At 66.9% G+C, this 25560-nt stretch carries 31 protein-coding genes and 1 pseudogene; 15 read left to right on the top strand and 17 right to left on the bottom strand.

Annotation, left to right across the window (positions count from 1 at the left end; all coding sequences use genetic code 11):
- Positions 1 to 102: 102 nt before the first annotated feature.
- On the bottom strand, positions 103 to 312 hold the full coding sequence (locus FHR32_RS30310) for a hypothetical protein (RefSeq protein WP_184757979.1): 210 nt from the start codon (positions 310 to 312) through the stop codon (positions 103 to 105).
- Positions 313 to 488: 176 nt separating this feature from the next.
- Between FHR32_RS30310 and FHR32_RS47785 the strand changes: the two genes are divergently transcribed.
- The 4 genes from FHR32_RS47785 (at position 489) to FHR32_RS46825 (ending at position 3822) form a co-directional block, all read left to right on the top strand.
- Positions 489 to 755: a DUF7970 domain-containing protein gene (locus FHR32_RS47785; RefSeq protein WP_512700855.1), complete on the top strand. Its 267-nt coding sequence runs from the start codon at positions 489 to 491 to the stop codon at positions 753 to 755.
- 97 nt (positions 756 to 852) lie between these two features.
- Positions 853 to 1011 (top strand): hypothetical protein, encoded by a 159-nt coding sequence (locus tag FHR32_RS43205; protein ID WP_221466461.1) that lies wholly within the window; start codon positions 853 to 855, stop codon positions 1009 to 1011.
- Positions 1012 to 1463: 452 nt separating this feature from the next.
- Positions 1464 to 2177 carry a hypothetical protein gene (locus FHR32_RS30300; protein ID WP_184757978.1) on the top strand — a complete coding sequence of 238 codons (714 nt, stop codon included), beginning with the start codon at positions 1464 to 1466 and terminating at the stop codon, positions 2175 to 2177.
- An 805-nt stretch (positions 2178 to 2982) separates the two neighbouring features.
- On the top strand, positions 2983 to 3822 hold the full coding sequence (locus FHR32_RS46825) for a reverse transcriptase domain-containing protein (protein ID WP_221466179.1): 840 nt from the start codon (positions 2983 to 2985) through the stop codon (positions 3820 to 3822).
- 191 nt (positions 3823 to 4013) lie between these two features.
- Here FHR32_RS46825 and FHR32_RS30290 read toward each other — a convergent pair whose 3' ends face one another.
- Positions 4014 to 5765 carry an IS1634 family transposase gene (locus tag FHR32_RS30290; RefSeq protein ID WP_184755385.1) on the bottom strand — a complete coding sequence of 584 codons (1752 nt, stop codon included), beginning with the start codon at positions 5763 to 5765 and terminating at the stop codon, positions 4014 to 4016.
- A gap of 659 nt (positions 5766 to 6424) precedes the next feature.
- Between FHR32_RS30290 and ltrA the strand changes: the two genes are divergently transcribed.
- A complete protein-coding gene (gene ltrA, locus FHR32_RS30285; protein WP_184753221.1) occupies positions 6425 to 7708 on the top strand; it encodes a group II intron reverse transcriptase/maturase in 1284 nt (427 codons plus the stop codon).
- Positions 7709 to 7779: 71 nt separating this feature from the next.
- Entirely contained in the window at positions 7780 to 8355 is a 576-nt protein-coding gene (locus tag FHR32_RS44895) for a group II intron maturase-specific domain-containing protein (RefSeq protein WP_184756731.1), read from the top strand.
- 352 nt (positions 8356 to 8707) lie between these two features.
- Here FHR32_RS44895 and FHR32_RS30275 read toward each other — a convergent pair whose 3' ends face one another.
- Positions 8708 to 8995, bottom strand: coding sequence for a transposase (locus FHR32_RS30275; protein ID WP_184757977.1), 288 nt, complete (start codon positions 8993 to 8995; stop codon positions 8708 to 8710).
- A gap of 185 nt (positions 8996 to 9180) precedes the next feature.
- Between FHR32_RS30275 and FHR32_RS30270 the strand changes: the two are divergent.
- Both FHR32_RS30270 and FHR32_RS30265 read left to right on the top strand, forming a co-directional pair.
- Positions 9181 to 9393, top strand: a pseudogene (locus FHR32_RS30270) (DUF4158 domain-containing protein); the annotation flags it as partial.
- A gap of 28 nt (positions 9394 to 9421) precedes the next feature.
- Complete coding sequence (locus tag FHR32_RS30265) at positions 9422 to 10222, top strand: DUF1963 domain-containing protein (RefSeq protein ID WP_184757976.1); 801 nt, start codon at positions 9422 to 9424, stop codon at positions 10220 to 10222.
- Here the strand turns inward: FHR32_RS30265 and FHR32_RS30260 are convergent.
- A complete protein-coding gene (locus FHR32_RS30260) occupies positions 10183 to 10998 on the bottom strand; it encodes an HARBI1 family protein (RefSeq protein WP_184758613.1) in 816 nt (271 codons plus the stop codon). The two genes, FHR32_RS30265 and FHR32_RS30260, sit on opposite strands and share 40 nt — an antisense overlap.
- Before the next feature lie 571 nt (positions 10999 to 11569).
- On the opposite strand from FHR32_RS30260, the gene FHR32_RS30250 reads away from it, so the two are divergent.
- The 4 genes from FHR32_RS30250 to FHR32_RS30235 all read left to right on the top strand — a co-directional run bounded on the left by FHR32_RS30250 (position 11570) and on the right by FHR32_RS30235 (position 13447).
- The gene (locus FHR32_RS30250; RefSeq protein ID WP_184757975.1) at positions 11570 to 11770 is read left to right on the top strand and encodes a hypothetical protein; all 201 of its coding nucleotides are present in this window, start codon (positions 11570 to 11572) and stop codon (positions 11768 to 11770) included.
- A 389-nt stretch (positions 11771 to 12159) separates the two neighbouring features.
- Complete coding sequence (locus tag FHR32_RS30245; protein ID WP_184757974.1) at positions 12160 to 12441, top strand: hypothetical protein; 282 nt, start codon at positions 12160 to 12162, stop codon at positions 12439 to 12441.
- Positions 12438 to 12887, top strand: a complete 450-nt coding sequence (locus FHR32_RS30240) for a kinetochore Spc7 family protein (protein WP_184757973.1) — start codon at positions 12438 to 12440, stop codon at positions 12885 to 12887. Before FHR32_RS30245 ends, FHR32_RS30240 begins: the two co-directional genes overlap by 4 nt.
- A gap of 248 nt (positions 12888 to 13135) precedes the next feature.
- A complete protein-coding gene (locus tag FHR32_RS30235; protein ID WP_184757972.1) occupies positions 13136 to 13447 on the top strand; it encodes a sulfurtransferase TusA family protein in 312 nt (103 codons plus the stop codon).
- Positions 13448 to 13459: 12 nt separating this feature from the next.
- Here the strand turns inward: FHR32_RS30235 and FHR32_RS30230 are convergent, their stop codons facing one another.
- Genes FHR32_RS30230 through FHR32_RS30215 form a run of 4 tightly spaced genes read right to left on the bottom strand, consistent with a single transcriptional unit; the run spans position 13460 to position 16302 of the window.
- The gene (locus FHR32_RS30230; RefSeq protein WP_184757971.1) at positions 13460 to 14752 is read right to left on the bottom strand and encodes an RNA polymerase sigma factor; all 1293 of its coding nucleotides are present in this window, start codon (positions 14750 to 14752) and stop codon (positions 13460 to 13462) included.
- The gene (locus FHR32_RS30225) at positions 14749 to 15087 is read right to left on the bottom strand and encodes a YciI family protein (protein ID WP_184757970.1); all 339 of its coding nucleotides are present in this window, start codon (positions 15085 to 15087) and stop codon (positions 14749 to 14751) included. Before FHR32_RS30225 ends, FHR32_RS30230 begins: the two co-directional genes overlap by 4 nt.
- Positions 15088 to 15142: 55 nt before the next feature.
- Positions 15143 to 15541, bottom strand: a complete 399-nt coding sequence (locus tag FHR32_RS30220) for a VOC family protein (RefSeq protein ID WP_184757969.1) — start codon at positions 15539 to 15541, stop codon at positions 15143 to 15145.
- Positions 15538 to 16302: a transposase gene (locus FHR32_RS30215; RefSeq protein WP_184758612.1), complete on the bottom strand. Its 765-nt coding sequence runs from the start codon at positions 16300 to 16302 to the stop codon at positions 15538 to 15540. The genes FHR32_RS30220 and FHR32_RS30215 overlap by 4 nt, the downstream gene beginning before the upstream one ends.
- A 61-nt stretch (positions 16303 to 16363) precedes the next feature.
- Between FHR32_RS30215 and FHR32_RS30210 the strand changes: the two genes are divergently transcribed.
- The gene (locus FHR32_RS30210; protein ID WP_184757968.1) at positions 16364 to 16672 is read left to right on the top strand and encodes a hypothetical protein; all 309 of its coding nucleotides are present in this window, start codon (positions 16364 to 16366) and stop codon (positions 16670 to 16672) included.
- A gap of 60 nt (positions 16673 to 16732) precedes the next feature.
- Here FHR32_RS30210 and FHR32_RS30205 read toward each other — a convergent pair whose 3' ends face one another.
- The 6 genes from FHR32_RS30205 to FHR32_RS30185 form a co-directional block, all read right to left on the bottom strand.
- Positions 16733 to 16888: a hypothetical protein gene (locus tag FHR32_RS30205; RefSeq protein ID WP_184757967.1), complete on the bottom strand. Its 156-nt coding sequence runs from the start codon at positions 16886 to 16888 to the stop codon at positions 16733 to 16735.
- 164 nt (positions 16889 to 17052) lie between these two features.
- The gene (locus FHR32_RS30200) at positions 17053 to 17673 is read right to left on the bottom strand and encodes a tyrosine-type recombinase/integrase (protein WP_312882825.1); all 621 of its coding nucleotides are present in this window, start codon (positions 17671 to 17673) and stop codon (positions 17053 to 17055) included.
- 14 nt (positions 17674 to 17687) lie between these two features.
- Entirely contained in the window at positions 17688 to 18035 is a 348-nt protein-coding gene (locus tag FHR32_RS43195; protein ID WP_281391115.1) for a site-specific integrase, read from the bottom strand.
- On the bottom strand, positions 17986 to 18363 hold the full coding sequence (locus FHR32_RS46190; protein ID WP_281391104.1) for a transposase: 378 nt from the start codon (positions 18361 to 18363) through the stop codon (positions 17986 to 17988). Before FHR32_RS46190 ends, FHR32_RS43195 begins: the two co-directional genes overlap by 50 nt.
- A gap of 290 nt (positions 18364 to 18653) precedes the next feature.
- Positions 18654 to 19799, bottom strand: a complete 1146-nt coding sequence (locus tag FHR32_RS30190) for a MalY/PatB family protein (RefSeq protein WP_184757966.1) — start codon at positions 19797 to 19799, stop codon at positions 18654 to 18656.
- Complete coding sequence (locus FHR32_RS30185) at positions 19796 to 21424, bottom strand: APC family permease (protein ID WP_184757965.1); 1629 nt, start codon at positions 21422 to 21424, stop codon at positions 19796 to 19798. Before FHR32_RS30185 ends, FHR32_RS30190 begins: the two co-directional genes overlap by 4 nt.
- Before the next feature lie 73 nt (positions 21425 to 21497).
- On the opposite strand from FHR32_RS30185, the gene FHR32_RS30180 reads away from it, so the two are divergent.
- Positions 21498 to 22418, top strand: coding sequence for a LysR family transcriptional regulator (locus FHR32_RS30180; RefSeq protein WP_184757964.1), 921 nt, complete (start codon positions 21498 to 21500; stop codon positions 22416 to 22418).
- Here the strand turns inward: FHR32_RS30180 and FHR32_RS30175 are convergent.
- From FHR32_RS30175 to FHR32_RS30165, 3 genes are all read right to left on the bottom strand, one after another.
- Positions 22415 to 22576: a hypothetical protein gene (locus FHR32_RS30175; RefSeq protein ID WP_184757963.1), complete on the bottom strand. Its 162-nt coding sequence runs from the start codon at positions 22574 to 22576 to the stop codon at positions 22415 to 22417. The two genes, FHR32_RS30180 and FHR32_RS30175, sit on opposite strands and share 4 nt — an antisense overlap.
- 101 nt (positions 22577 to 22677) lie before the next feature.
- Positions 22678 to 23679, bottom strand: a complete 1002-nt coding sequence (locus FHR32_RS30170; protein ID WP_184757962.1) for an IS30 family transposase — start codon at positions 23677 to 23679, stop codon at positions 22678 to 22680.
- Between the two features lie 69 nt (positions 23680 to 23748).
- Positions 23749 to 24609, bottom strand: a complete 861-nt coding sequence (locus FHR32_RS30165) for an AraC family transcriptional regulator (protein ID WP_184757961.1) — start codon at positions 24607 to 24609, stop codon at positions 23749 to 23751.
- A 77-nt stretch (positions 24610 to 24686) separates the two neighbouring features.
- Between FHR32_RS30165 and FHR32_RS30160 the strand changes: the two genes are divergently transcribed.
- A complete protein-coding gene (locus tag FHR32_RS30160) occupies positions 24687 to 25544 on the top strand; it encodes an alpha/beta fold hydrolase (protein WP_184757960.1) in 858 nt (285 codons plus the stop codon).
- Positions 25545 to 25560: the final 16 nt, after the last annotated feature.

Raw genomic sequence — 25560 nt, 5'->3', positions numbered from 1 at the left:
GGGGGAGATGTGGCGGGTTGCTCCGCTAACAAGCTGTCCGGGAACGCCCGGTTACTCGCAGCTACTTTGCGTCTGGTGGCGGCGACCCGAGCGGAGGGCCTTTTACGCCGTGCGCTCCTGCACTTGCTCCGCGGGGGCCGGCGCGGTCACCTCGACCAGACCTCTGGGGAGCTGCTGGGCGTGCCACCTGCTCAGCGTGTGAATGGTGACGTCCTGGATCACCAGCGCGAGCGCTGCCAGCGTGGCGGCCGTGACGCGCACAGCGTGCGCCAGCCTGCACAGGAGTCCCCAGAACCGTGTCAGGTCGTCCATGATTGGATCACCTCTCGTGAGGTGGCCCCGCCGGGCATCTGTCCAGGAAGTCGGCGGGGCCTTTTGCTGTCTGCCGGTGCCGTTCGTTGGCACCGGAGATCATCAGGCATACCCTGGTGACGCTCACCAGCATTACATGCGACTGACACTGTTGCCAACAGTTTCCATCACGTGCAATGCTGGTTTTCATGACAACGAGATCCGCGCTTACCCACGCGCCACCCACCAGGAGTAACCCCATGGCCCAGAGGCCACCTGTCGGCCGCCTGCTCGTCTCCCCCGAAGTCGCCGCAGAGGTCGACGCTCGGCGGATTGACGTGATCCTGGCCGCTCGACTTGAGCTGACCAAAACCGAGATCCACAACGCGATCGTTCGAGTGGGGCTCCGCCACATAGACGAAGTGGCTGCCTTACTGAGAGAGGGGACCACTGATGACCAGTAGCCCCCACTCCGTTCGCTGGCCTCGCCGCTGGCCTCTCGCCCTGCTGGCACTCCCGGCCGGAGTCGCTACATGGTCCGGGTGGGTCGGTCTCGGGGAGATGACCGGGTTCGGTCCGGTGAAGCTGCTGCCGGGGATCGCCGACGATTGGGAGATCAACAGCGCTGTCACGCTGCCGATCGGTGTGGAGGCGTACGCCGCGTTCGCCCTGTCGGCATGGCTGACCTCCGGGGTCGAGGAACGAGAGGACAGCCATTAGCGGTGAGATGGATCATGGTACAGATGGTCACCGCGACCTGCGGAAACACTCAAGGTCGCGTTATCGCGCCAGACTCTCCCGCCACGTTCGGGCCGACGTTGACTCAACGCCGTTGTCGTGCACACCCGTCCTGACATGCTCGAACATCCCGTAACGCTAACGCCGATTTCCACGGATCGTAATTCACCCTGATCGCGGGCTTTCCGGTCTTGCTGGACGGAGTCGGAATGCCCTTGCTCGTACGGGGTTTGCCCATCCGCCCTGTCGGCATCATCGGGGTGGTCTGGCTGTATGCGAAGCCATGATCGTTTTTCTGTGCCTCCGGGCACCCGTGGTTGATTCGTTTCGGCGGATGTGAGCAAGCCCGGAAAACACGGGGATCTGGAGCTGCGGCATCAGGTACGGCGGGGCCGGCCACGACCTCCTTGACCGCCTCAGGTTTTGCTTGAGGCATGGAACATACAGCCAGATCACCCTGGTCACGGCCGGGCGCGGAGTTCTTCACCGACCCGGCCGACCCGCTCCAGCGCCGCTATGAGGCATTGCGCGCCTACCTGCTGGACGGCGTCGCACTGACGGATGCAGCCGACCGATTCGGCTACACACCGGCGGCATCGACCACGGTGGTGCGTGACTTCCGAGCGGGCCACCGGGACTTCTTCGCACCACCGCCCCGGCCCGGCCCCAAGACCGCTCCGGCCAAAGACGCGGCCCGCACGCGGATCATCGAGCTGCGCTGGGGCGGCCATTCGGCGGTGGAGATCTCGCAGGTCCTCGCCACCGAAGGCACGCCCCTGAACCGGACCGGCGTGGCGGAGGTCTTGGCCGAGGAAGGCTTTGAGCGGATGCGGCCGCGCCCGCACGATCAGCGTGGACTGCCCCGCCGCCAGGTGTTGCCGGTGGCCAAGAGCGCCGACTTCGGCGTGCTGCCCGCCCACGCCGAGACGCGGGTGGCGGGCCTGCTGCTCGCAGTCCCGGAACTGGTCGCCCTGGATCTTCCCGCCCTCGTGGCCGCGGCCGGATACCCCGGCAGCCGGTGGATCGAGGCGACCAGTTCGGTGTTATCGCTGCTCGCGCTCAAACTGACCGGTATCCGCCGCATCTCCCACGTCGAGGAACTGGCCGCCGATCCGGGACCCTCTCTGTCAGACTGCTGTGAGACATAGGCGTATGAGTCCTTTTGATGTGAAGCAGGGCGAGACGGGACCACCAAGACAGTGACGATGACCTTCGCTGATCAGGCCGCCATGACGGGGCAAAATGGTCACGTGACCGATAAGCGGCCGAGCCGGCCGGTGCGCCGGACGTTCACCGCATCGAGACCCGGACTGCCCACCCACGCCATGATCATTCTCAGGTGCGTCCAGTAGAGATAGGTGGTTGATCGAAATGAGTGGTTAACGACTGATCTCGTAAGCTCGTCGTCGCTTGCCGGTGCGAGTCCGGTCCGGGTAGTCGTCAGGGAGCCCGGTAGCAGGCTGGCGGCTCCGTCTGGAAACGGTCGGAGTCGAAGCCCAGCGTCAAGCGTCCCTTGGGGGCGTGCAACTGTGCGGTCCGCAGCATGAAGCGAAGCCTGCCGCGTCGTTAGATCTCTCACCCGGTGACGGGTGGGGCGAGGGGATGCCGAGCCCGGCTGAGAAGGGCGAAGGCCATGGAAGCGGTGAAGATCCTGAAGATGCAGCCGTGAAGGATCCCCCGGCGTAGAGGGCGTGGAACGTACAGATAGTGGCGGCGGGAACTGGAGAGGCCCTCCCCGGCCCGGTGACCTGCGCAGTCGTGTTGCCGGAGCGTGGTGTCCCATAACCGATGACCTCGGGAAGTGGATGGCTGGCCGGGTGGGCGTCGGAGGGGGCCGTAGTACCGCTTGAGCCGATCGGACAACAGAACCGGCGGTGAGGGAAGGGCCCCTACTTCGTCGACGCGTGCTGATGCAGACGCCCCAGATGATGCCGGGGCAGATGGAGGTGCCCGGTGAGTGCCGCTATGTCGGCTGGTCCCACCGCCCTGGTGAAGGCTCCCTTGGACAAGGTGCGTGCCCTGCAGCACACGCTCTACCGGACGGCCAAGGCCGATCCCGGACGACGGTTTCACGCGCTCATGGACAAGGTCCTGCGCAGGGACGTTCTGTGGCGTGGGTGGGCCGCGGTGCGCGCCAACAACGGCGCACCCGGCATCGACCGGACCACTCTGGACCAGATCGAACACGAGTACGGAGCAGTCCGGCTTGTGGACGAGCCGGCCGCCGAGCTGAGGGAGGGCCGGTACCGTCCGCTGCCCGCGCGCGGGGTGATGATCCCCAAACCGGGACGGGCGGATGAATACCGTCCGCTTTCCATCTCGACGGTTCGGGACCGGGTTGTGCAGGCCGCGTTGAAGATCGTGCTTGAGCCGGTGTTCGAGGCGGACTTCGCGACGTGCAGCTTCGGGTTCCGGCCGAAACGGTCGGCGCACGACGCCCTTCAAGTCGTCATCGATGAGGCTTGGCGGGGCCGCCGGTGGGTGGTCGAGACGGACATCGCCAACTGCTTTTCGGCGATTCCGCATGATCGGTTGATGCAAGCGATCGAGGAACGCGTGTGTGACCAGTCCGTCCTGAAGCTGATCCGGCAGATCCTGCGAGCCGGTGTCATGCAGGACGGACAGGTCCGGCGTGAGGTGACCGGAACCGCCCAGGGCGGTCCGATCTCGCCGCTGCTCTGCAACGTCTACCTGCACCGGATCGACCGGGCATGGGACGAACGCGAGCACGGTGTGATCATCCGGTTCGCCGACGATCGTGCGCCACGAACGCTGATGGAGGTTGTGATGTAGAAGATCGCGAGCTTCGGATGCGGTGCTGTGCTGGTGATGGAGGTAGGTCCTCCGGGATCGCTCACGCACCTGCGTTCCGCGTAATTCGGAGCGGCTAGAGCTCGAAACCGGTGCTTGACCTGGGGAAACGCGTGGAGACACACCGGATGGGCGTTTCTCTAGTCCGCGCACAGGTCCGAGCTTAGGAAGGATCAGGAGAGAGCAGCGAGCTCGATGATCTGCTGGGGCGCAGCGATACCGAGTTTGGTCAGCAGGTCGCGGTGGACCTTGGTGGGCTCGGTGCGCTGACGGAAGCGGCCCGCGGGGCCATGGAAGGTACCGATCTGCAGACGGTTGAGGTGACGGCGAATGCTCACCCAGGTGTCGCCGACGGTGTTTTCGATGATGCGGACCAGCAGCAGGGCCAGCCAGCACAAGATGACATGGGCGCGGATACGTTCCTCGCGGCGGTGGTAGACGGGCCGCAGATCGATGATCGACTTCATGTCGCGCCAGCCGCGCTCGACCTGCAAAAGCTGCTTGTAGCCGACGGCGATGTCGGCGGCCGGTAGATGCGGGTCCGAGCAGCGCAGCAGGTATTTGCCGTCCAGGTTGGCCTCAGCGTTGATCGCGCGGGCGTTGATCCGTAAGCGCCCGCCGGGGGTGGTGCGCAGATAGCGGTTCAGCGCGGGCCTGGCGCTGATCTTCCCGCGTAGCTCGGCCCGTTTGATCACGCTCAGCGTGTCGGAGCCGTCGATCAGCTCGCGCAGTTGGGTGATGAGTTGCTCGCGGACGTGGGCGTCGCGGGCGGCCGCCTCGGGGTTGTGGCAGATCACGAACCGTTCGTGCTCGCTGACCTTGACCTCTTTGATGCGCATGTTCGCGGTGATGTCGGCGTAGCGGCCCTGCCGCGACAGCGCGGTGGTGATCTCGGGGCTGTCGGAGCGCAGCTTCTCGCCGATGATGTAGTGATGATCGCCCCTGCGCAGGTAGCGGCGGTTGGCCGCGGAGGCGAACCCGCGGTCGGCCACCCACACGATCTTGGACAGGGTCCAGTCCCGCATGTCGTCCTTGACCTGCCGGATCAACGCTGAATCGGAGGTGTTGCCCGGCCAGGACCATACCCGGACCGGGATGCCGGAGCGGGTGACGGCCATGCCGATGACGATCTGCGGCAGGTCGTCGCGGGAGTCCTTGGACTTGCCGTAGGTGCGAAATCCGGCCCTGTCCTGCTCGCCGTCGCCGTCGCCGTCGCCGTCGCCGTCGGATGCGGATGCGGATGCGGATGCGGATGGGGAGACCGGCAGTCCGTGCTCGTCGCGAGCGATCGGCTCGTCGGCCTCGTCGAGTTCGAAGTAGGTGCTGGTGGTGTCGAAGAACAGCAGGTCCACCTCCAGATTGAGCTGGTTGGCGACCTGGTTGTAGATCTCGGCCTCCAGTCGTTCGCGGACGTCGTGTAGCCAGTCCATGGCCCGGTAGCAGGCGTCGTCGCTGGTGGCGGCCAGGCCGTCGATGTGGGCATCGTTGCTGATCCAGTCGGCGGCAGCCAGTTTGGACGACGGAGCCAGGGCGCGGTTGGCGACCAGAGCGAACAGCACCCGCTCGGCCGAGACGTCACGGGGCCGGCCGCGGCGGCCCTGCAGGAGCTGGATGAGGATCTGGTCGATGCCCAGCCGGCGCCATATCTGGTCCAGTGCGTAGGTGCCGCCGTAAGGGCGTGATTCTAGGAACGCCAGGCCGGGGGCCGTGGTGGCGGCCAGTGCTTCGGCCGGGTCCAGCAGCTTGGATAGAGAGGCGACCAGCCGGGTGATCGCGGTGCGGTCGAGTTGGTCTTCCCGGCCGAAGCTGTGCAAGATTTTGGGCACGGAGCGACCTGCGACCGGGTCCCACTCGTTGTGGGCCAGGTGCAGGTAGCGGACTGCCGTGCCGTTCTTGGTCTTCCGGCTGGTGGTCTTCACATACATCGTCTCTAGACGATACCCACCCAAACCCGGAGCTAACGGGGCAATCTGCCCAGGCGTTTCTCTAGGCGATTTCAGGCCGCAGCTCTAGTCACACCATTCTGACCTGCAAGTTTACCCGGTCGGAGTCTCTAGTGACCGCTAATTACGCGGAACTCGGGACGCAGGGGGAGGTCCCAAACCACCGCGAGTTGCTGCGGCTCAATGGCCGTGGTGGTGAGCGTCGCGGAAAAGGCGCACGAGATGCGTCAGGTGTGAGCCGAGAAGGCGAACGAGAGTGAACCACTGATGAAACGTCGAAAGCGTAGCGGCGTCATCGAAACCGGGGTCCAGTTGTTGCCCCGGGATGAGCCTGGCGGGTGCCTGCTTGCTGGCCAGGTGGTGACCGGCGTCAAGGTGGCGCGAGTTCGGCTTGGGCGCCAGTACGGAACGTGGGAACCTGCCGTCTCAGCGGTGTCGGGCGCGTGTTGGAGCGTCCGGCCGAAGGGAGTACCCCAAGCAGCGGACACTGCAAGGGGCCGAGTACCGGGGCGAGGCGGAGGGACGGACCGGCTCGTAGTAGTGCAGAAGCGCCGTAATGGGCGTGGAGCGAAGGGGCCGGGTCGCCCGGAGTCGCTTGGTGGTCAACCGGCTGGTCATCCGATCGGGCCGGGAGGAGCCAGGTGAGCGAACTCAGGCAGCAGGACAAGCCGTTTCAGATCGACAAGTGGAAGGTCTGGGAAGCGTTTCAGAGAGTCAAGGCCAACAAGGGGGCGGCGGGGGTCGATGAGGAGTCGATCGCGCAGTTCGAGGCCGATCGGGACCGGAATCTGTATCGGATCTGGAACCGGTTGTCCTCAGGCTCGTACTTCCCGCCGCCGGTGAAAGCGGTGGAGATCCCCAAGCCGCAAGGGCGAGGGGTGCGGGTGCTGGGCGTGCCGACCGTGGCCGACCGGGTGGCCCAGACGGTGGTGCGGATGTATCTGGAGCCGAAGGTCGAACCGATCTTCCATCCGGATTCCTACGGCTATCGGCCGGGCAAGTCGGCGCTGGATGCGGTTGGGGCGTGCCGGGTGCGGTGCTGGCGGAAGGATTGGGTGATCGACATGGACATCCGGGCCTTCTTCGACACCGTGCCGCATGACCTGGTGCTCAAGGCCGTCGCCAAGCACCTTTCACCGGATCAGCGGTGGATCCTGTTGTATGTCCAGCGGTGGTTGACCGCTCCGATGCAACGGCAGGATGGCACCCTGGTCGCCCGAGATCGCGGGACCCCGCAGGGGTCGGCGATTTCACCTTTGCTGGCTAACCTGTTCATGCATTACGCGTTCGACGCCTGGCTGGCCCGGGAATTTCCGGCGCTTGGTTTCGAGCGTTACTGCGATGACGCGGTGGTGCACTGCGGCAGCCGCCGGCAGGCCGAATACGTGCGAGACGCGATTGCAATGCGTCTGGCGCAGGTCGGCCTGGAGTTGCATCCGGACAAGACATGCATCATCTACTGCAAGGACGCCGACCGGACGGGCTCGCACGAGCACACCCGGTTCACGTTCTTGGGCTATGAGTTCCGGCCCCGGCTGGCCAAGAACAAGCACGGCAAGCACTTCGTGTCGTTCTTGCCCGCGGTCAGCACGCAGGCGATGAAGGCGATGGGAGCGGTGATCCGCTCCTGGCATCTGTCCCGGCGCAGTGACAAGTCTCTGGACGACCTTGCCCGCATGTTCAACAGCATCGTGCAGGGGTGGATCAACTATTACGGGCGCTTCTACCGGTCCCGGTTGCTCTCCTTCCTCCGGCATCTCAACAAGCTCCTGGTGGGCTGGGCGTGCCGGAAATACAAACGGCTCAAACGCCGGGAACGGCGCGCGATGGCCTGGCTGGCCGAGATCGCCCGGCGATCTCCCCGCCTGTTCGCGCACTGGCGTCTCGGCGCTCGTCCTGACGGCTGGGCGATGGGAGCCGGATAAGCCGAGAGGTTTAAGTCCGGTTCTGCGAGAGGCCGGGGGTGCGATTCCCCCGGCCTACTCTCCTGCTGGTGATGTGCAGATCCCGGCAGCAGGCCGAGGCCGCGCTCGCGCGGCTGCGGGAGCTGCTGGCCGAACTCGGCCTGGAGCCGAAGGAGGCCAAGACGGCCATCATCCACCTGGAGGAAGGAGGCCCCGGTTTTGACTTCCTGGGCTTCCGTCACCGGATGGTGCGCTCTCGCGGGAGGCGCGGAGGCAGAGGGGTGCGGTTCCTGGCTCGCTGGCCCGCAGACAAGGCGATGGCACACGCCCGCGACCGGATCCGGGAACTCACCCACCGGTCCCGGCTGTGGATGTCGGTCGAAGCGGTCGTGCAGGAGGTGAACGCCTTCCTGCGCGGGTGGGCGACGTACTTCAAGTACGGCCACTCCACGATCCGCATCGGCAAGATCAGGCACTACGCGATCCAACGGCTGGCGATCTTTATCGGGAAGCGACACAAACGCGGACGGCGCTTCGGCATCGACGTGGTCGCCTACCGCTCGCCGGACCAGTGCGGCCTGATCAAGCTGTCTGGAATCGTCGTCCCGCCCAGAGCCGGCAAGCCCTGGCGGGAAAAGCTGAATACCGGCGGTGAACGGCGTCGGTGAGCTGGGTGCGGGAGAACCGCACGCCCAGTTCGATGCGGCGGGAGCTGGAAACGGAGTGACCTGACCACGGACACCAGGGAGAGCACAGCCGACCGGGAAACCGGCGGAAGACAGGCCCTGGGCCCTACCGTCAACCATGATCACCACCGCGCCAGCTCCCGACCCTACCGCCAACCGCTGTTCCTGGATTCCTCAACCCCGGCATCCAACCGCCGTCGACGCTGCTCCCGCGCGGAGGTCCCACGCTGCCGCCATTTGTAGAGCCAGGCCTGCGACCTGCTCAAAGCACGGCAGGCCACCGCGTACGGCACGCCATGCTCGGCCCTCTGCGCGCAGATGAAGGCGACCACGCTCATCGGGTCGTCGAGTCCTGCACCCAGAGGGTCAGACCGCGCTTGAGCACATCACACCGCATCTGCAGCTCGGCGTTCTCCTTACGCAGCCGGACCAGCTCGTCCTCGCCCAGGCCGTCGTTACCGACCCGGCGCCGCTGCCGGGCCATGTTCACCCAGTTGGCCAACGTGCCCGCATTGACGCCCAGTTCCCGGGCCACCCGCACGATCGGCCTGCCCGTCTCCTCCACGATCCGGATCGCACCGTCCCGGAAGTCCTGATCGAACCTTCGCCGTGTCTCTGTCATCGCCGTCCCCCTTTAAGGCGATATCTCCACGTTACGAGGGGAAGCCCAGGTCAGAAGACGTGCTGATGCCTGAAGTGTGACCATTTGCGCTTGTTTGGTTGCGGTTTGGTGAATGGCGGGCGGGTGTTGATCATCTGCCGTTACGATGGGCGGGTTTTGGAGGTGTTCAGCCGGAAAGGGCTCGCGTGACGTCGATCGAGCGGACCGCCTACCCGCAGTTCAAGCGCCTGACCTCGGCACGGGTGCTGCATGTGTTCTTCACCCCGACCGTCGAGGAGAGGGCCTGGGCTCAAGAGCGGACCGCCAGTCCGCAGGCGTTGTTCGCGGTGGTGCTGGTACTGAAGTGCTTTCAGAAGATGGCACGCTTCCCTTCCAGGCAGGAGATCCCCGAGGTGGTCGCGTTCATTGAGGAAGGCTGAACGTCGCATGGAGCCGAGAGAGACGCTTGCCGCCCTGCATGACTTCTGCGTCGAGCGTTTCGGCGCGGAACTCACTCCCCGCATCGTCAGCCTCGCCCGCCCCGGTTTCGACCTGAGGAGAGCCGAGCCGGGTGAGGGGTCAGGCCACTGCCGATTTGGTGGCCGGGCGATGCTCGAACCGGGGACGCCGTGGCCCACCTGCGAGGACGATCCGTTGAGTCTGTTCGCCGTCCTTGACACCGATGTCCTTGCCCCGTGGCTCGGTGACCTCGCACCGGCTGGCACCGGCCTGCTCAACTTCTTCTACCTCGACGACATCGGGTTGGCGTTCGAACCGGAGGCCGTGGCTGTGATCGCCGCCCGTTCCGGGCACGCCGTCGAGATAGACCCGCCCGCCGAGTCCAAGGTCTTCGCACCGGTCGCTTGGAAGGCCGAGTCCGGATTCGCCATGCCCGACGGCTATGACGCGGCCTGGGAGGAGATTCTCGACGACGTCGAGTACGACACCTACGAGTACATAAGCGACTACGTCAGAATCGGCAACACCGAGAGCGACTGGTTGTGGGCACGGCCGGGCGTTCTCACCAGCGGGGAAATCGCCTTCGGCTGGCCGATGCTCCCAGGGACTGTCTCGCAGAATTTTCCCGATGGCGAAGACCCGAACTCCTTTCACCACCTGCTTCAATTGTCCGATCAGGGCGAGTGGCATATGGAGGGCGAAGGCGGCTGGATGCATTGGTCGATCCCCACCCAAGCACTGAGTCATTGTCAGCAACCGGCGTTCACGCTGGGTGACAGCTGCTTGTGAGCTTGCTCCCGGTGGAAGAGGACGAGCGCCGCGGCGACGATACCGCCGATCTTCCAAGGGCACTTGCTGACGTTCCGCAGTGCCTTGAACCGCATCTTGAGCTGGGCGTTTGCTCGTTCGGCGAGGGCTCGGAGCGCACCGTGGACCTTGTTGTACTGGATCTGATCGTCGGTGAGTGTGCCACCCCGAGACCTCTTGTACGGCAGGCGAAACCCCATACCCGCATCGACGTAGCCGAGGTCGGCCAACGTGATCAGCCCGTCCTCGGCGGCCTTGGCCAGCGGGTCGAGGAGGCCGTGCAGGCGGGCACAGGTGAGATCGTGTTCACGGCCGGGCCGTACCTCAGAAGTCCACAGCGGGTCGCCGCCGGGGCTGGACAGGACCTGAATGTTGCCGCCGTGCTGCTTGTGTTTTCCACTCCACCACAGGTCGGCGCCGTTCGGGCCCAGGGCGCGGCAGCGGTCGGTTTCGATCAGCGTGCCATCCAGATGCAGGTGGGTGTAGCCGGCGGCCTTCGCCGCCGTGAGCGCCTCCTGTAGCGTCGGCGCCTGGGCCTTCAATACGGTGACCCCGTCTTCGACGTACCGATCACAGGTCGCGTGCGAGATGGCGTTATCGGCGGCCAGCCGGGCGATCCGAGCGCCGTCCACCAGCCAGCGGATGATCAGAACGGCCTGCTTGAACTCGCCCAGCGCCCGAGTGCCCGCGCGGGTGCGGCGCCGTACCCGCTCGGCGCGCAACAGCCCGGCCAGAAACAGCACAACCTCGCGCGGCATGTCCAACTCGGCTGTGTAGGTGATACTGGAGGTCACGTGAAGCCCTTGTGTGCGGTGCGGTGGATCCTTCGACAAGACCCACCCCTACCAGGGGCTTCACGCTTTTCTCTACTTGATCACTCCCACGCCCGCCGTGATCGGCTACACACGGTCATCGACCGTTGCTGACAACGTCTCACTGCGGTCCGGAGACTTCAGCCAGGCGATCCCGACGCCGGACATGTTCTAGCCAGCAAAGCTCTCCGGCCCCGCCTTCGATCCCGAACGCTACAAAGATCGCAACACCGTGGAACGGTGCCTCAACAAGCTCAAGGCCTTCCGCGCCCTGGCCTGTCGCTTGCCAGCGACCTTGCGCAGGCCGGCCCCGGCCAGCCACGCCCGCAGCACCTCGCGTACCTCAATCACGGAAACCTCCCGAAACGCCATTCCCCGAACCCCCACCAAGTCGAACGGCCTGGAACGGTTCGTAACCGGAAGTGATCAACCTCCCGAACGCGACACGCCGGGTGGTCCCACCACTGGCAACCGGGTGGTCCCATGCTCGTGGCAGAAAACCCCTCTCAGCGGTCCCATGAAGCTGGCTGGCGACATGGCCACCCGCTATGACAAGCGAGAACGCATCTACCAGGGCACCATCGACGTCGCCTCCATCCGGATCTGGCTCCGCGACGGGGCTGGACCTGCAACGGAACCAGAACGCACGATTAGCTCTGTTCACGCAGGTCAACGGAATGACGAGAGGGCCATTGGACTGATCGCCGAGGGTGAGTGAGCTTTCGGACGCGGTATCGGACATGATCGAACGAAGGCGCTCGGGAGGTTGATCGTGTTCCGGAACCCGGCTCTGGTCCGCAAGTTTCGGGACGTTGATTCCGGACGGAGTTACGGACGCCTGTCGGGGCCAGTCAGAGCCCTCGCGCGGCCCTACTCGATCTTGTCCGTTACTGAGGAGTTCCGGACAGCCGATCCCCGCGCACCCGATCGGTGACTACGGCGGCGATTCAGCCTGACCAGTCGCCCGATCCTGGTCGGCGGGCAGACCCGGCGAAGATCGACAAGCGGGCTGCGTCCGAACGGAAACGCACGCCAAGCACCTCCGGCCGCCCCGTCACGCACCCTCATCGACCTCAGCGAACGAGCTTAACGTGCGTTCCGGTTCCGATGTTGTCCGTACCCCGTCACTACAAGCGCGCTCAGGCCCTCTGCCATCGCGACGGCGTCAGGGACACTCCCACCCTCGACCGCTGCGTCCCCGGCTGCGGCAATATCATCCGCGCTGACGAGCACGCCGCCCAGCTCCGCGAATGCGCCGAATTCCTCGACAAACGCGCCGCCTTCGCCGCCCGACCGATCGGCGATCGGTTCCGCGCCAACGCCGCCCGCCTCCGCGACCTCGCCGACACCCACGACCGCACCCGCATCACTCTCGAGGACGCCACATGAGCCCGACCCCAGACGAACGCGAACGTATCCGCGCCGGCATCCACCGCCTCCTCAACGACCAGGCCAAGTACTCCAACGGCGCCCTGACCATCGTCGCGCTCGCCCAAGAGTCGCAGGTCCCGTGCAACGCCCTCACCCAGCGCCACACCGACCTGAAGAACGAGTTCTACGAACTGGTCAAGGCACGCGGCGCGACCCCGGACGTCGAGGTCCGACTTCGCGCCGAGATCACCAGGCTGAAGAAGACGATCGCGAACAAGAACGAGAAGCTCGCGCAACTCCAGGCAGACGTCCCCGCGCTCGTTCGGGCCGTCCACATCCTCACCCTCGAGAACCAGGACCTACGCGAGCAGCTCACCCAGCCACACGCCAACGTCATCGCTCTCCGCCCCCACGTCGGCCTGCTTGGGGAGCTTTCGGATCGACCAGTACCGGAAATGGGATGATCTAGAGGCGTCGCCATCTGGGCAGCCCTATTCGGGGTCCCGGTAGTAATCGCCGCAAAAGCAACGGAAATGCTGGTCAGAGCCTCGGCAGACGATCTTCCAGGGCCAACCTTGGAAGGGCTCCTGACCTGCATATCCGTTGGAAATTTCGCCGATACTACCGGGACCCCGACTGGACGCGGCCACCGCGCGGTACGGCTGGCCGACGGGATGCTCGAATGGCGGCTGGCCGGTCTGCCGGTCGCCGCATGAGCAGCCCAGGCGCTTTTGAGGGTCACCCGGTTGTTCCGTCGCCAGTGGTGCTGGACGGCGGCGACGCCCGCTGTGTGTTGCTGCTCATCCAGCTGGCCCGCCTCGTCGCCGACCTGGAGGCGGGCACCGTGGTGCGGGTGATTGCCACCGACCCGGCCGCGCCGCTGGATCGGCCTGCCTGGTGCCACCTGGCCGGCCACTCCTACCTCGGCCAGGTTCCCGGCCTCGGCCGGCCCACCTACGCCCTGCAGATCAACGGCCAGGCCCGCCGGGTGGACCCGAACGCGCCCTGGCGGCCCGGCAGATGACCGCCCTGATCTTCAGCTCCAGGCGAGCCGTTCGACCAACAGGGCCTGCTGGGCGGGGTTGGTGGTCAGCTTCAGGGCCCGCTCGTCACACGCCCGCGCCCGCTCGGCCTGGCCCAGCTCGCGCAGCAGCTCGGCGCGGGTGGCGTGCCAGAGCGCGTAGCCGGCCAGGTCGCGTTCCAGCTCATCGACTTCGGCCAGCGCCGCAGCGGCGCCGTGGACATGGCGCAGGGCGATTGCCCGGTGCAGCCGGGTGACCGGCGAGGGGGCCAGATGCGCCAGCATGTCGTAGAGCACCAGGATCTGCGCCCAGTCGGTCTGCTCGAACGAGACGGCCTCCGCGTGACAGGCAGCGATCGCCGCCTGCAGCTGGTACGGGCCCGGCCGCCGATGCGCACGAGCCGCCCGCGTCAGCAGCGCCACCGCCTGCTCGATCGCATGCCGGTCCCAGCGGGAGCGATCCTGATCGGCCAGCAGCACCAGCCTGCCCTCCGCGTCGAAGCGGGCCGGACCTCGTGCCCGGTGCAGCCGGATCAGCGCCAGCAGCCCGGCCACCTCCGGCTCGGCCGGCGCCAGCCCGGCCAGTAGCGCGGCCAGCCATTCGGCGTCGTCGACCAGGTCACGCGCTTGGGCCCGCTCGGGGCTGCTGGACAGGTAGCCCTCGTTGAACAGCAGATAGATGACCGCCAGCACCGAGCGCAGCCGCTCCGGCAACTCCTCGGCCGCCGGGACGCGATACGGGATGCCGGCCTGGCCGATCTTCTTCTTCGCCCGGGTGATGCGCCGGGCCACCGTGGTCTCGGGCACCACGAACGCCGCCGCGATCTGCCCCGTCGACAGTCCGCACACCACCCGCAACGTCAGTGCGATCCGTGCCTGCGGGGCCAGTGCCGGGTGACAGCAGGTGAAGATCAGCCGCAGCCGGTCATCGGCCGCCTGCGGCTCCGGCCAGTGCAGCTGGGCCAGCTTGGCCCGGTAGTTCGACTCACGCCGCAGCACATCCAGGCCCCGCCGCCGGGCCACCGTGTACAGCCACGCCTGCGGCCGCTCCGGAATGCCCTCGACCGGCCAGCGGCGCAGCGCCGTCTCCACCGCGTCCTGCACCAGGTCCTCGGCGGCGGAGAAGTCGCCCAGCAGCGAGATCAGGCTCGCCGCCAGCCGGCCCGCGTGCTCGCGCAACACCCGCGCGAGTACCCGCCCGCTGTCGCCGTCCAGGGCCGCGCCGGCGCGGCCCGGCTGCTCGCCGAGTTCGCCATCGGCGCTTCCGTCCGGGAGACCGTCAGCGGGCGGGTCTGCGGGGCCGGTCATGAGACGGGGCGGATCTCCACGATCGGGCACGCCGGCCACGAGCGGGCCACCTTCAACGCCTGATCCAGATCGGCCACCTCGATCTCGGCGAACCCGCTCACCACCTCCTTGCCCTCCATGAACGGCCCGTCGGTGACCACCGGCTCGGCGCCGTCCAGGCGCATCGTGGTGGCGGTGTGCACCGGCGCCAGATGCGTGTGATGAGTGATCACCTCGGCGTTATCGGCGAACCACCGACCCACCGCCTCATAGGCCTGGGCCTGTTCCAGCTCACCCATCGCCTCCAGCTGCTGGGCGAACTGCTCGGTCTCGATGAACATCAGCACGTACTTCATCTTGCTGAACCTCCTGCTCGTCGATGATGTACCTGCTTCTCTGCCGCGCCCGGGCTCAGCCGGCCGGCAGCGCTGCGTACAGGTCGACGCCGCACCCGTCCGGGTCGGCCACCGTGGCGTAACGCATGCCCCAGAAGGCATCGAACGGCTCGGCGATCCCCCGATAGCCGGCCTGGACGAGCTCGGCGTACTTGGCGTCCACCCCCGCCGGGGCGTCGAACTCGAAGCACAGCAGGGTGCGAGGCCCGCCGGACGGCTTGCTCCAGCCGGGCAGGAACGGGGTACGGAAGGACTCGGTATCGAGCATCACGTGCAGCCCGTTCGGCAGGTCACATCCGGCGTGCTCAGGCGAGTGCTCATCGATCTTGAACTCCAGCCCGAGACGGGCGTAGAAGGCAATCGAGACATTGATGTCGGACACCACGATGTCGATGGTGTTGAGTGTCGGATTCATGATCGTGCTCCCTTTTCTTCCTGGTCGCCCTGATCCGGTCTCCCGCCTTGACGGCCGCCGAACCAAGGCCCTTCACCAGCAAGACGATCGGAACGCAGCCCGATACGACACCTACCAGTACCGACCTCTCCACCGCCCCCATTCTGGCGGTCGTCTTTCCCGCCGCCCCTTCTCAGCTGTTGGGATCGTTCAGGTGGAAGGGGTCGTCGCCCGGCTCCGACCTCGGCGCGGGTGAAGCGTAGCGGCCACATCGCCACAAACCAGGGCGGGGCCTGTCGTAAACCCGTACAGTCCCTGGCCTCGTGGTGCTCGGATAACCGTTCATAGTCACGTACGCACCGCCTGCGCTGACAGATCCACGACAGCGTCCTCTCCACCACCCACCTGCGAGGCAGGACCACGAAGCCGCTGACATCGTCGCTGCGCTTGACGATCTCCAGGGTGAGCCGGACGTGCTTCTTGGCCCAGGTGACGAGCTTGCCCGCGTAGGCGCTGCCGGCCCAGATCGGCGAGATCCTCTCGTACCAGTCGCGCAGGTGTTCCAGCGCGGGCTTGGCGCCGTCGCGGTCCTGGACGCCGGCGGCGGTGACGATGACGACCAGCAGCAGGGCCAGGGTGTCCACGATGACGTGCCGCTTGCGGCCCTGCACTTTCTTGGCCGCGTCGTATCCGCGGGAGTCGGTGGCGACGGTCTCGGCTGCCCGCAGCGACTGTGAATCGATGATCCCTGTGCTGGGTTCGGCGTGGCGTCCTTCGGCCAGTCGGACGTGTTCGCGCGGGTCGTTGTGGAGGACGTAGAGATCGCCGTCCTGCCACCAGCGAGTGAAGGTCGCGTGGACGGTGCGCCAGGGCGTTCTGTGGAATCAGATTCGTCAAGCCCAAGCGGTTCAGCAGCAGCATCTGGCAGATCACCGCGGCCAGCTTGTCGGCGTCACGGCGGTAGCCCCAGTCGGCCAGAACCTTGCAGATCCGTCGGACGGCATCGTCGACGAGCTCGTTCCCGAAGACCCGACGGGCCAGGGGCGGCCGCATGAATCGGCCGAGCCGGTCGAAGGCGGTGAAGTCGCCAAACAGGTAGGCGTAGACGAGCACGAACGGCCGGGCGTTGGGGCCGATCTGGCCGCCCCATGAGCGTCGGAAGTCGGCGCCGCTGGCGTTGATCAGGTCCACCCAGTCGTCCACCGACCAGCCTCAGAAGGCCCGGCGAAGCTCGCCGCAGCGGACCAGCACCAGACCGGCCGCGTCCCGTGCGAACCGCCGCTGATGACGGTCGTCCGGCGGCAAGTACAGACCAGCGAGAGCATCCGCCAACGGCCGCACCAGCCGGGCGACCGGCCGAAGCGGCACCGCGTCGAGGCTGAGGCCGTCGTGCCGGAGCCGGTCGATGCTGAAGGTCTGGAGTGCTTCCGCCTCAGCCTCGGTAAGCAGGCCGCGACGGTCATAGTGTGCAAGGCCGACGGATGATTCCCAGGTCGGAGTGCTTGCCGGCCCCGTCCTTCTCGGTTGTGCGGTCATTCGGCGACCGCCTCAGGGGCATGGGCGCCTCGGGTAAGCATGTCCACGCGCCAGGAATGGATCTGCCGCATGCCCCGGTTCAGCTTCTCGGCCAGGTCACGGCCCGAGGGGTGGATATAGGTCAGCGTCGACTCGGTGCTGCGATGCCCGGCGAAAGAGGCGATGGCATGCAGTTCCCAGCCCATCCTTGCCAGGTCGGTCAAGCACAGATGCCGAGTGGTGTGGGTCGAGAACCGCGGCAGGTCGGCGGCGAGAGCGACGCGCCGGATTACCTTCGACCAGGTCCAAAGGGTCAACGGCCGGCCGTAGTTGCGGTGTGACTCGGACAAGAACAGCGGCCCGCGGGCCCGGCTGATCATGGCCCGATGCGCTAGATAGCCAGACAGCAGGACGCCGGTCGCCGCCGAGTAGGGGACCACGCGCTCGCGCCGGGTCTTCGTCGTCTCAGCGCGAATCCGGAGGGTCCGGTGGGCGGGATCGAGGTCATCGGTCCGCAGGGAGCACAGTTCCTCGCGCCGCAAGGCCGCGTCGTAGGCGAGAGCGAGCATGACGCGGTTGCGTACGGGCTCCTCGCGCGCGACGGCCAGCAGGTCGAGCCACTGCTGTTCGCTCGGAATCCACGGCAGTTTCGTCAGCCGGGGTACCAGCCCTCGCTGGTGTCCGCCGAAATTCCGGCCGGGTGTGTAGCGGCCACGGCCGACCGGGTTGGACTCCCGCAGTCCCTCCTCCTGAGGTAGTCGTAGAACAGCCGCACCGACACCAGCCGCTGCTGCAGCGTTGCGTTCGCCAAGCCGGCCCCGGAGTCCAGCGCGACGACGTTGGCCCCTCGACGGCTCGGCCGCGTGCTCAGCTCCTTCACGAACGCCGCTACATGCAGACGGTTCGCGGCAACCGGGTCGATCCCGTCCCGCTCGCAGACCAGCAGGTATTCAGCCAGTCCCCGCGCGTACGCATCGATCGTCCGGGGAGCCCGCCCCAGATCCGCCCATATTCGCAGCCACTCGGCTGCCTTCTCGTGCCGGCCCAGGACCGGCCACTTCTCTTCCAGCACCACCGCGCTGCCCAACGGATCTCCTCAGTGCGTGGGGACGCCGCAGGATACGAGCTGCATCCTGCGGCGCGTGATTCCACGTAACTAATAGGAAGTCGGCGGGCAGGTTGCGCCACTTGCAGCCGTTGTCGACCACGTACCGGATGGCGTCCACGATCAGGCGACGGCAGTACTTCTCGGGGCGTCCGCCGTTGCCGTGTAACCAGGCCGGCCGGGGCATGACCGGCTCGATGGCCTGCCATTCGGCGTCGGTCATGTCGGTGGTGTAGCAGCGCGTCCGGGCCGGGCGCCGCGCTCTGTGACCGTAGCGGCAGGCCACGCATGAGCAGGCAGTTTCTTCGTTGCGGGGGACAGCGGCAGGAGCGGTGGCGTACAACGGCGGTAGACCTTCCGGTTGGTGACGGGGCATCGATAACCGCCGTTACTACCGGAAGGTCGCTCCACGTCGTCGACGATTCGCGCTACGTCACCATTTCGCCCATTTATCGCCCCACGCAGCGGGCTCAGGGATCAGTTTGTACACGGGCACTGAGATGGCCGGCCGCGTCAACCGCCGAGCAGGCAATCGGTTACCCGGTCAAGGGCGTCCGTGAGCACGCCGGGCACAGTCGCGAAGTTGAGCCGGACGAAGCCGTTCCCGGACGTTCCGTGATCGGCGCCCGAGGTGGTGGCGACGCCGGTCCGCCGCAGCAGGTGGGCTGCCGGGTCGGCGAGCCCGAACCGGCGCAGGTCGAGCCAGGCGAGGTAACCCGCCTCCGGCTCGGTGTAACCGATGTCCAGCCCGGCGAGCGCGTCGGTGACGAGTTTCCGGTTGTCGGCAAGGAATCGGACGGCCTCCCGCAGCCACGGCCTTCCGTCGCGGAACGCGGCGACTGTGGCCGCCATGCCGAGCGGGCTCATGCCGCCGACCGCCGCCCTCGGCAAGGTTGCCCAGAGCCGCGCGTCGTCCGGATTGCTGAAGACGATCAGCCCGCACCGCAGACCGGGGAAGTTCCACGCCTTGGTCGCGCTGACCAGGGTGATCGCGTTGTCGTCGATCGAGGCGTACGGGACGAAATCGGGCTGATATCGCAGCGGCGCGTGGATCTCGTCGCTGAGCACCCGCGCGCCGTGCCGGGCCGCGAGCTCGGCCAGCGTTTCCAGTTGGCCGCGATCGGTGACGCGACCGGTCGGGTTGTTGGGATGGCAGAGCAGCACGCTGCCCGCGCCCGCGCGCAGCGCCCGGTCGATGCCGTCGAGGTCGAGCTCATACCCTCGGTCCCCGGCGCGCATCGGCACCTCGACGGCCTCGCGGCCGGCGACCTGGATGGCGTCGAAGAACCGGCCGTAGACCGGGGTCGGCACCACCACCGGCGAACCCGCCCTGGTCAGATGCCTGAGCGACATGGTCACGCCGCGCATCAGTTCCGGCAGCAGCCGCACCCGGTCCGGGCCGACCGTGAGGCCGTGCTCTTCGGTGAGCCATTCGCTTGCCGCCTGGGGAACTTCGCTGCGCTCGTCGGCGACCGGGTAGCCGAACGCCTGCCGTCGTACGGCGTCCTGAACGGCGGCGAGGACGGGTTCGGCGACCGGCAGGTCCATCTCCGCGACGGTGAGATCGATGATGTCCCGGTCGTACTGGGACCAGCGCTTGGTCCGCCGGGCGCGGGATCGCTCGAGGTCCCAGTCGAGGTCGATTGCCGTCTCGGTCAAGCCGTGCTCCTTGCGGTCTCGGGGTTGTCTTCGGGGGTCTCGGCCTGTGCCAGTGATCGCTGGTGACGCAGGCCGGATCGGTGCGCCAGCCACCAGGTTCCCGCGCTGAGCAAACCGACGAGCGCCGAGTCGTACGGCGCGGCGATGACTCCAGCGCCGCCGAACGTGCCGAGCACGGACAGCACGCCGAGCATGAGCAGAAATCCGACCAGCCAGCCGCCGACCGCCTGCTGCCGGAACGCGCTGCCCTGGCGGGACTTGGCACGGGCGAGGTAGATCAGGAAACCGATCAGCAGCAGCGGCACCGCGATCCGGATCTTCTCCCAGGTGGACCAGTAAAGAATGAGCCCGGAGAGAACGAAGGAACCGAAGCCGACCGGAATCGTCCACTTCCGTAGCCAGCCCTTCTCCGGCGGCGTCGACGCGCCGAGCACGGTGACCGCGACCGAGACCGCCGCGTAGCTGAGCCCGTAGTAGAAACTCAGCGAGCTGGCGATGGTCTTCCAGTTCCCGAACGCGAGCACGACGACCGAGCCGAGGCTGACGTTGAGCAGCAGCGCGCGCCGGGGAATGCCGAACCGCCTGTCCACTTTGGTCAGTGCGGCGGGCAGCAACCCGTTCTGCGCGGCGCCGTAGGTGTAGCGGCCCTTGACCCCGATGCCGATCAGCAGGCTGCCGGAGGGGGAGAAGACCGCGTCGGCGAGTAGCACGGTGGCGAACCATGAGAGGCCGAGCAGGGTGGCGAGCGCGGCGAGCGGCGACTGGAGGTTGATCCCGTGCCAGCCGCTGCCGAGCAGCCCGTTGGGCAGTGAGAAGATCATCACTGCCTGCAGGCCCATGTACAGCACGATCGTCCCCGCCAGCACGATCAGCGTGGCCCTCGGCACGGTGCGGCGCGGATTCTTCGCCTCGCCGGACATCACCGCGGCGGCGTTGATTCCGGTGAACGAGTACACCAGCCCGCCGCCGACCACCGCGGTGAGCGCCGCCGAGATACCGTACGGCGCGACCCCGCCGCCGGTTTCCACATTGGACGTGTCGAAACCACTGGCCAGTAGCAGAATCACCGTCATCACCGGGATCACCACCTTGATGGTGGCAACCACGTTGTTTACCTTGGCGAGCAGCTTGATCCCGAAAAGGTTGAGCGTGCAGAAGAACGCGAGCAGCGCGACGGCGAGCAGCCGGCCTGGCCAGCTCAGCGATTCGCCGGATATCACCCACGGCAGCCACTTGCTCGCGTACTGCACGACCGCTGTCGACTCGCTCGGCCCGGCGCTGGCCGCTTGCAGGAACACCGCCCAGCCGACCACGGTGCCGACCAGCGGGCCGGAGGCCAGTTGCGGCCACCGGACGTTGCCGCCGGACATCGGATGCCGGAAGGCGAGGTCGATGAAGGCGAACGATATCAGCGCGGTGGTGACCGAGGCGATGGTCCAGGACAGAAAGGCCGCGGGCCCGGCCGCCTTGGCCGCGGTATACGGCGCGAGCAGCCAGCCGGAGCCGATCACACTGGAAAAGGTGATCAGGGTAAGGGAAGTGGTGCCGAGTCCGCGCCGCAGGAGGAGATCCTCACCTGGCGAAACGGCGGACAGCGGCCCGGCCTTGTTCGGCATCTCAGTCATGCCCTGAAATATGACGATAACGCCACAGCTTAGGTAGACCAGAAATCACTAGGGCGAGGGTTAGGCTGTGCCTATGTCTGTCCCCGGCGTCGACGGCACCGGCCACAAGATCGAGACAATGGATCTGGTCGTGTTCACCACGGTGGTCCGTACCGGAAGTCTCGGCGCCGCGGCGGCCGAACTCCGGCTGTCGACGCCGTCAGTCAGCGTCCGGATCGGTGCCCTGGAACGCAAACTCGGCACCGCGTTGTTCGTGCGCGGCGCGCGGGGCAGCACGACGACCCCGGCGGGCGAGCGATTGCTCGACTACGCGCAGCGGTGTCTCGATCTTCTCGACGAGGCGGCCATCGGGGTGTCGACGCACGAGACTCAACGACTCGTGCTGGCCGCGCCCGCGAGCCTCGGCGACGTCGCTTTCCCTGCCGCGCTGCAGGCGGTCGCGGGCAGTGCGGTCACCGTGCACTGCCGAGTCGCGCACAGCGGTGAGGTGGTCGCCCGCCTCGTTGACGGCAGCGTGCACGCCGGATTCGTGGTGCCGAAGGTGCCGTTGCGCGGGTTGCGGTCCGAGCCGATCAGCCGGTCCGCGCTGGTGGCGGTGTGCCGTCCGGACCATCCGCTTGCCGATCGCAGGCTGCTGCGGATCGAGGACCTCTGCGACACCGGCGTCATCGTCTACCGGTGGGGCCGCGACGCCCAGGAACTCGCTGCGTCCCTCGCGCATCCGGACCGGGGGGTGGACACCCCGATCCACACGACCGGGCTGCCGCCGACCGCTATCCGGCTCGCGGTCGACGCGGGTTACGTCGCCGTGGTCCCCCGGTTCGTCGCGGTGCGGTCGGTGCGGGACGGCGACACCGTGCTGCTGCCGCTGCGGTTCGGCGACTGGCGGATCGACGTGCAGTTCGTCTACGCGTCGGCCACCGCCGACCGGCTCGGCGTGCGGACCCTGCTGGACAACCTGCCCGCCATCCGCGCCGCCTTCGACGAGGATTAGCCGCCCGAGTGCAGGAGGTCGGCACCTTCCGGGACGCACGGGTCGTCCGGGTCGAGCACCGTGTCACCGATGCGCACGACGCCCTTGGTGACGTCACCGCCGACCAGTGCGATCTCCGGTTCGAGTTCAGCAGGTTCGACGTAGGTGGCGGAGCTCATTGCGTGCGGTTCCTCCTCTCTTCAACTTCGACTCCGAGCGTAGGTGTCGGCCCCACAGGCGGTGTCATTGCTGGTCGGGCGGCGCCAAGGCATTGGCGGTATCAATCAGTGGAATGAATTTCAGCGGCGATTAGCTCGGCCAGAACTTCGGCTGGCGTTTTATAGTTTAACACCCGACGCGGTCGCGAATTGAGAGAATCCGCAATGTCGTTGAGGATTTGCTCATTACTCGGAATTTCTGTACTCTTCGGAATGTATTCGCGAATCAGGCCGTTGGTGTTTTCGTTCGTACCGCGTTCCCAAGGGGAATGAGGGTGGGCAAAATAGACATCGATCTCGGTGGCCAGGGTGAACGCGGCATGCTTGGCCATCTCGATACCCTGATCCCAGGTGATCGACTTGAGGAAGCGTTCTGGCAGGTCAGTCACCTTGGCGATCAAGGCGTCACAGGCCGCGTCGGAGGTGCGGTCATCAGGAAGAGCCACGATCGCGGTGAACCGGCTGACCCGCTCGACCAGCGTGCCGGCGGCCGTTTTACCCGCTTTGCCGATAATGAGATCACCCTCCCAGTGCCCGAGGACTTGGCGGCCGGCGACCTCCTCGGGCCGGTCGTCGATGGACCGCATGCCCACGATCCGGGCACCCGGGGACTTTTTGCGCCCCCGCGGTTTACGCTCAGTGCCGCCTTTGCGTAGTTCGATGCCGCGCGCGGCCAACTCGCCCTTGGGTAAAGCGTAGATCCAGGTATAAATCGCCTCGTGGGAAATCACCTTCCCAGGGTCGGTATATCCGTGCTCGTGGCGCAAGCGTCCGGCGATCTGGTCGGGCGACCAGCCGATCTTCAGCCCGTCCTCGACCCGGGCGCGAAGCCTGGGGTTATCGTCGAGTTTCCGGCATTTCGGGCGCGACCGCGAGGTGGCCGCGTGCGCGTCGGCCCGATGTGCCCGGTATCCGTCGCGTCCCCCGTGTCGGCTGATCTCTTGAGACACCAACGACGGAGTACGGCCGATGTGCGCCGCTATGTCCGTTCCGGACATCTTCGCCACCAGGCATCGCGAGATCTCCTCGCGATCTTCAAGTGTGAGCGGTCTGCGCGTACCCATCGACCCTCCATGGTCACCGTGTGTCACGAGGGCCGAGCCTGTCACGCTTCAAGATCTACTTCAGGAAGATCAATTCATTCGACCGATTGTGATCAAGGTTTCGTGGCTGGTCCATGCAATGTCGTCAACCGCCAGAAATGGCTCGCCGGCCACGGTCGCGGGGGTGGCTCCGGTGAACGCCACGACGTCTCGATGCAGGTGGGACTGGTCGGCGTAGCCGCCGTCGGCCGCGACTCGGGCTGCGTCTTGTCCCGCGCCCAGGCGGTGGGCGGCATGGTCGAAGCGGACCAGCTTCACGGCGCGCTTGGGCGGCATGCCGATCTGCGACCGGAACCGGGACCACAGGCGCTTACGGCTCCATCCGAGTTCGGCCGCCAGTCCGTCGACCCGTACCAGGCCGCGGCTGGCGACGATCCGCTGCCAGGCCCAGGCCACCTCCGGGTCCACCGGCGGCCCCGCCTCATGCCGGCGGGCGAGCAGCGCGTCCGTCAACGCGAAGCGATCCTGCCACGAGGAGACATCGCCCAGTTGCTCACGGATCCGTGACGCCTCCCGGCCCCACAGGTCGTCGAGGGCCACCACGGCGCCGTCGAGGTCGGCGGAGGAGACGCCCAGAACCGCGCGGGCGATCGCCGGGGACAGGCGCACCTGCACGCACTCGACGTTCTCACCCCGCGCCCGGACCGCGCCGCCGGATCCGAGCCCGGGCCCGGCGACGATACTTCCCCGCTGCTGCCAGCCGGTGGCGGCATCCACGACGAGCGGGCCGTTACCGAACTCCAGGAGCACCGTCACGGCCGGGTGCGGGACCATCCGGAGCGTGTCCAGGTCACGGACCCGGAACCCGGCCATGGTGACACCGGCCACCCGGCTGGGCCGCTGCGGGCATGCCACGCCCCACACAGCCGCGCCGTGCACGAATGTCCGCACCGCCCCATGCTACGCGGGCCGATCGAGGGGAACATTCGTCCAATCCACCGGCGCGTACCGGCGGCGACAGTGGCCTCATGACCATTTCTGACGGCGGACCGCACGTGAACGGCGGCCCCGAGGCCACCGAGAGCTCGACCCTGTCCCTGGACGACGGCACCATCTACGTGTGCCAGGACGGCCCCCGCGACGCCCCCGCACTCCTGCTCATCCACGGGTCCGCCTCCTCGACCCGCTCGTGGGACCCGCTGGTTCCGATGCTGACCAGATCCCATCGTGTCATCCGGATCGACCTGCTCGGGCACGGCCGGTCGGCCAAACCGGTCGACCGCAGCTACGAGATCCCCGACCAGGGACGCCGGGTCGGCGTGGCACTGGACCGGCTCGGCGTCAAGCACGCCATCGTGGTCGGCCATTCCTCCGGCGGCTACAGCACCACGGCCCTCGCCGAGCAACGACCCGACCTGGTGACCGCGCTCGCGCTCATCAACACCGGACCCAGCCTGGACGCCTTCATCGCACCGGAGTCCGCCGCCATCGGACCGTCGCAGTGGCCTCCGACCGACGAGCAGATCCGCCAGTTTGCGAGCACCGGTTTCAGCCTCGCGGGCTACCAGATTCCACAAGAGCTCCTGGACGAAGTGCGCAGTATGACCTACCACACGCTCACCATGACCATGAAGGCGTCCCGCGACTACCTGGAGCAGCAGGCGCTCCCGGATCGGCTGACGCCCCTCGGCAAGCCGCTGCTGGTGATCTTCGGCGAGGAAGACCGGAGATGGCAATCTTCATCCGCCGCCGGATACCGCACCGTTCCGGGCGCGAGAGTCGAGTTGCTGCCCGGCCTTGGACACTCGCCCATGCTGGAGGATCCGCCGCGGACCGCCGCACCCCTCCTGGCCTTCGCCGCGATCCACGCCGCGCAGACGGACTGAATGAGACAATGGGGCC

This window comes from Streptosporangium album, assembly GCF_014203795.1.
Taxonomy (GTDB): Bacteria; Actinomycetota; Actinomycetes; order Streptosporangiales; family Streptosporangiaceae; genus Streptosporangium; species Streptosporangium album.
The sequence above is the reverse complement of the archived record's forward strand: the minus strand, read 5'-3'. Positions and strand labels throughout refer to the sequence as shown.

Coding starts and splice junctions, on each gene's coding strand:
- FHR32_RS30220 (WP_184757969.1), bottom strand. CDS start 15,541: ATGAATCCGACACTCAACACCATCGACATCGTGGTGTCCGACATCAAT.
- FHR32_RS30185 (WP_184757965.1), bottom strand. CDS start 21,424: ATGACTGAGATGCCGAACAAGGCCGGGCCGCTGTCCGCCGTTTCGCCA.
- FHR32_RS30230 (WP_184757971.1), bottom strand. CDS start 14,752: ATGACCGGCCCCGCAGACCCGCCCGCTGACGGTCTCCCGGACGGAAGC.
- FHR32_RS30175 (WP_184757963.1), bottom strand. CDS start 22,576: ATGAGCTCCGCCACCTACGTCGAACCTGCTGAACTCGAACCGGAGATC.
- FHR32_RS30235 (WP_184757972.1), top strand. CDS start 13,136: ATGAGCAGCCCAGGCGCTTTTGAGGGTCACCCGGTTGTTCCGTCGCCA.
- FHR32_RS30310 (WP_184757979.1), bottom strand. CDS start 312: ATGGACGACCTGACACGGTTCTGGGGACTCCTGTGCAGGCTGGCGCAC.
- FHR32_RS30250 (WP_184757975.1), top strand. CDS start 11,570: ATGAAGCTGGCTGGCGACATGGCCACCCGCTATGACAAGCGAGAACGC.
- FHR32_RS46190 (WP_281391104.1), bottom strand. CDS start 18,363: ATGACCGACGCCGAATGGCAGGCCATCGAGCCGGTCATGCCCCGGCCG.
- FHR32_RS30260 (WP_184758613.1), bottom strand. CDS start 10,998: ATGCCGCGCGAGGTTGTGCTGTTTCTGGCCGGGCTGTTGCGCGCCGAG.
- FHR32_RS30240 (WP_184757973.1), top strand. CDS start 12,438: ATGAGCCCGACCCCAGACGAACGCGAACGTATCCGCGCCGGCATCCAC.
- FHR32_RS43205 (WP_221466461.1), top strand. CDS start 853: ATGACCGGGTTCGGTCCGGTGAAGCTGCTGCCGGGGATCGCCGACGAT.
- FHR32_RS30265 (WP_184757976.1), top strand. CDS start 9,422: ATGGAGCCGAGAGAGACGCTTGCCGCCCTGCATGACTTCTGCGTCGAG.
- FHR32_RS44895 (WP_184756731.1), top strand. CDS start 7,780: ATGTGCAGATCCCGGCAGCAGGCCGAGGCCGCGCTCGCGCGGCTGCGG.
- FHR32_RS30170 (WP_184757962.1), bottom strand. CDS start 23,679: ATGGGTACGCGCAGACCGCTCACACTTGAAGATCGCGAGGAGATCTCG.
- FHR32_RS30275 (WP_184757977.1), bottom strand. CDS start 8,995: ATGACAGAGACACGGCGAAGGTTCGATCAGGACTTCCGGGACGGTGCG.
- FHR32_RS30180 (WP_184757964.1), top strand. CDS start 21,498: ATGTCTGTCCCCGGCGTCGACGGCACCGGCCACAAGATCGAGACAATG.
- FHR32_RS30225 (WP_184757970.1), bottom strand. CDS start 15,087: ATGAAGTACGTGCTGATGTTCATCGAGACCGAGCAGTTCGCCCAGCAG.
- FHR32_RS30160 (WP_184757960.1), top strand. CDS start 24,687: ATGACCATTTCTGACGGCGGACCGCACGTGAACGGCGGCCCCGAGGCC.
- FHR32_RS30245 (WP_184757974.1), top strand. CDS start 12,160: ATGTTGTCCGTACCCCGTCACTACAAGCGCGCTCAGGCCCTCTGCCAT.
- FHR32_RS30300 (WP_184757978.1), top strand. CDS start 1,464: ATGGAACATACAGCCAGATCACCCTGGTCACGGCCGGGCGCGGAGTTC.
- FHR32_RS30290 (WP_184755385.1), bottom strand. CDS start 5,765: ATGTATGTGAAGACCACCAGCCGGAAGACCAAGAACGGCACGGCAGTC.
- FHR32_RS47785 (WP_512700855.1), top strand. CDS start 489: ATGCTGGTTTTCATGACAACGAGATCCGCGCTTACCCACGCGCCACCC.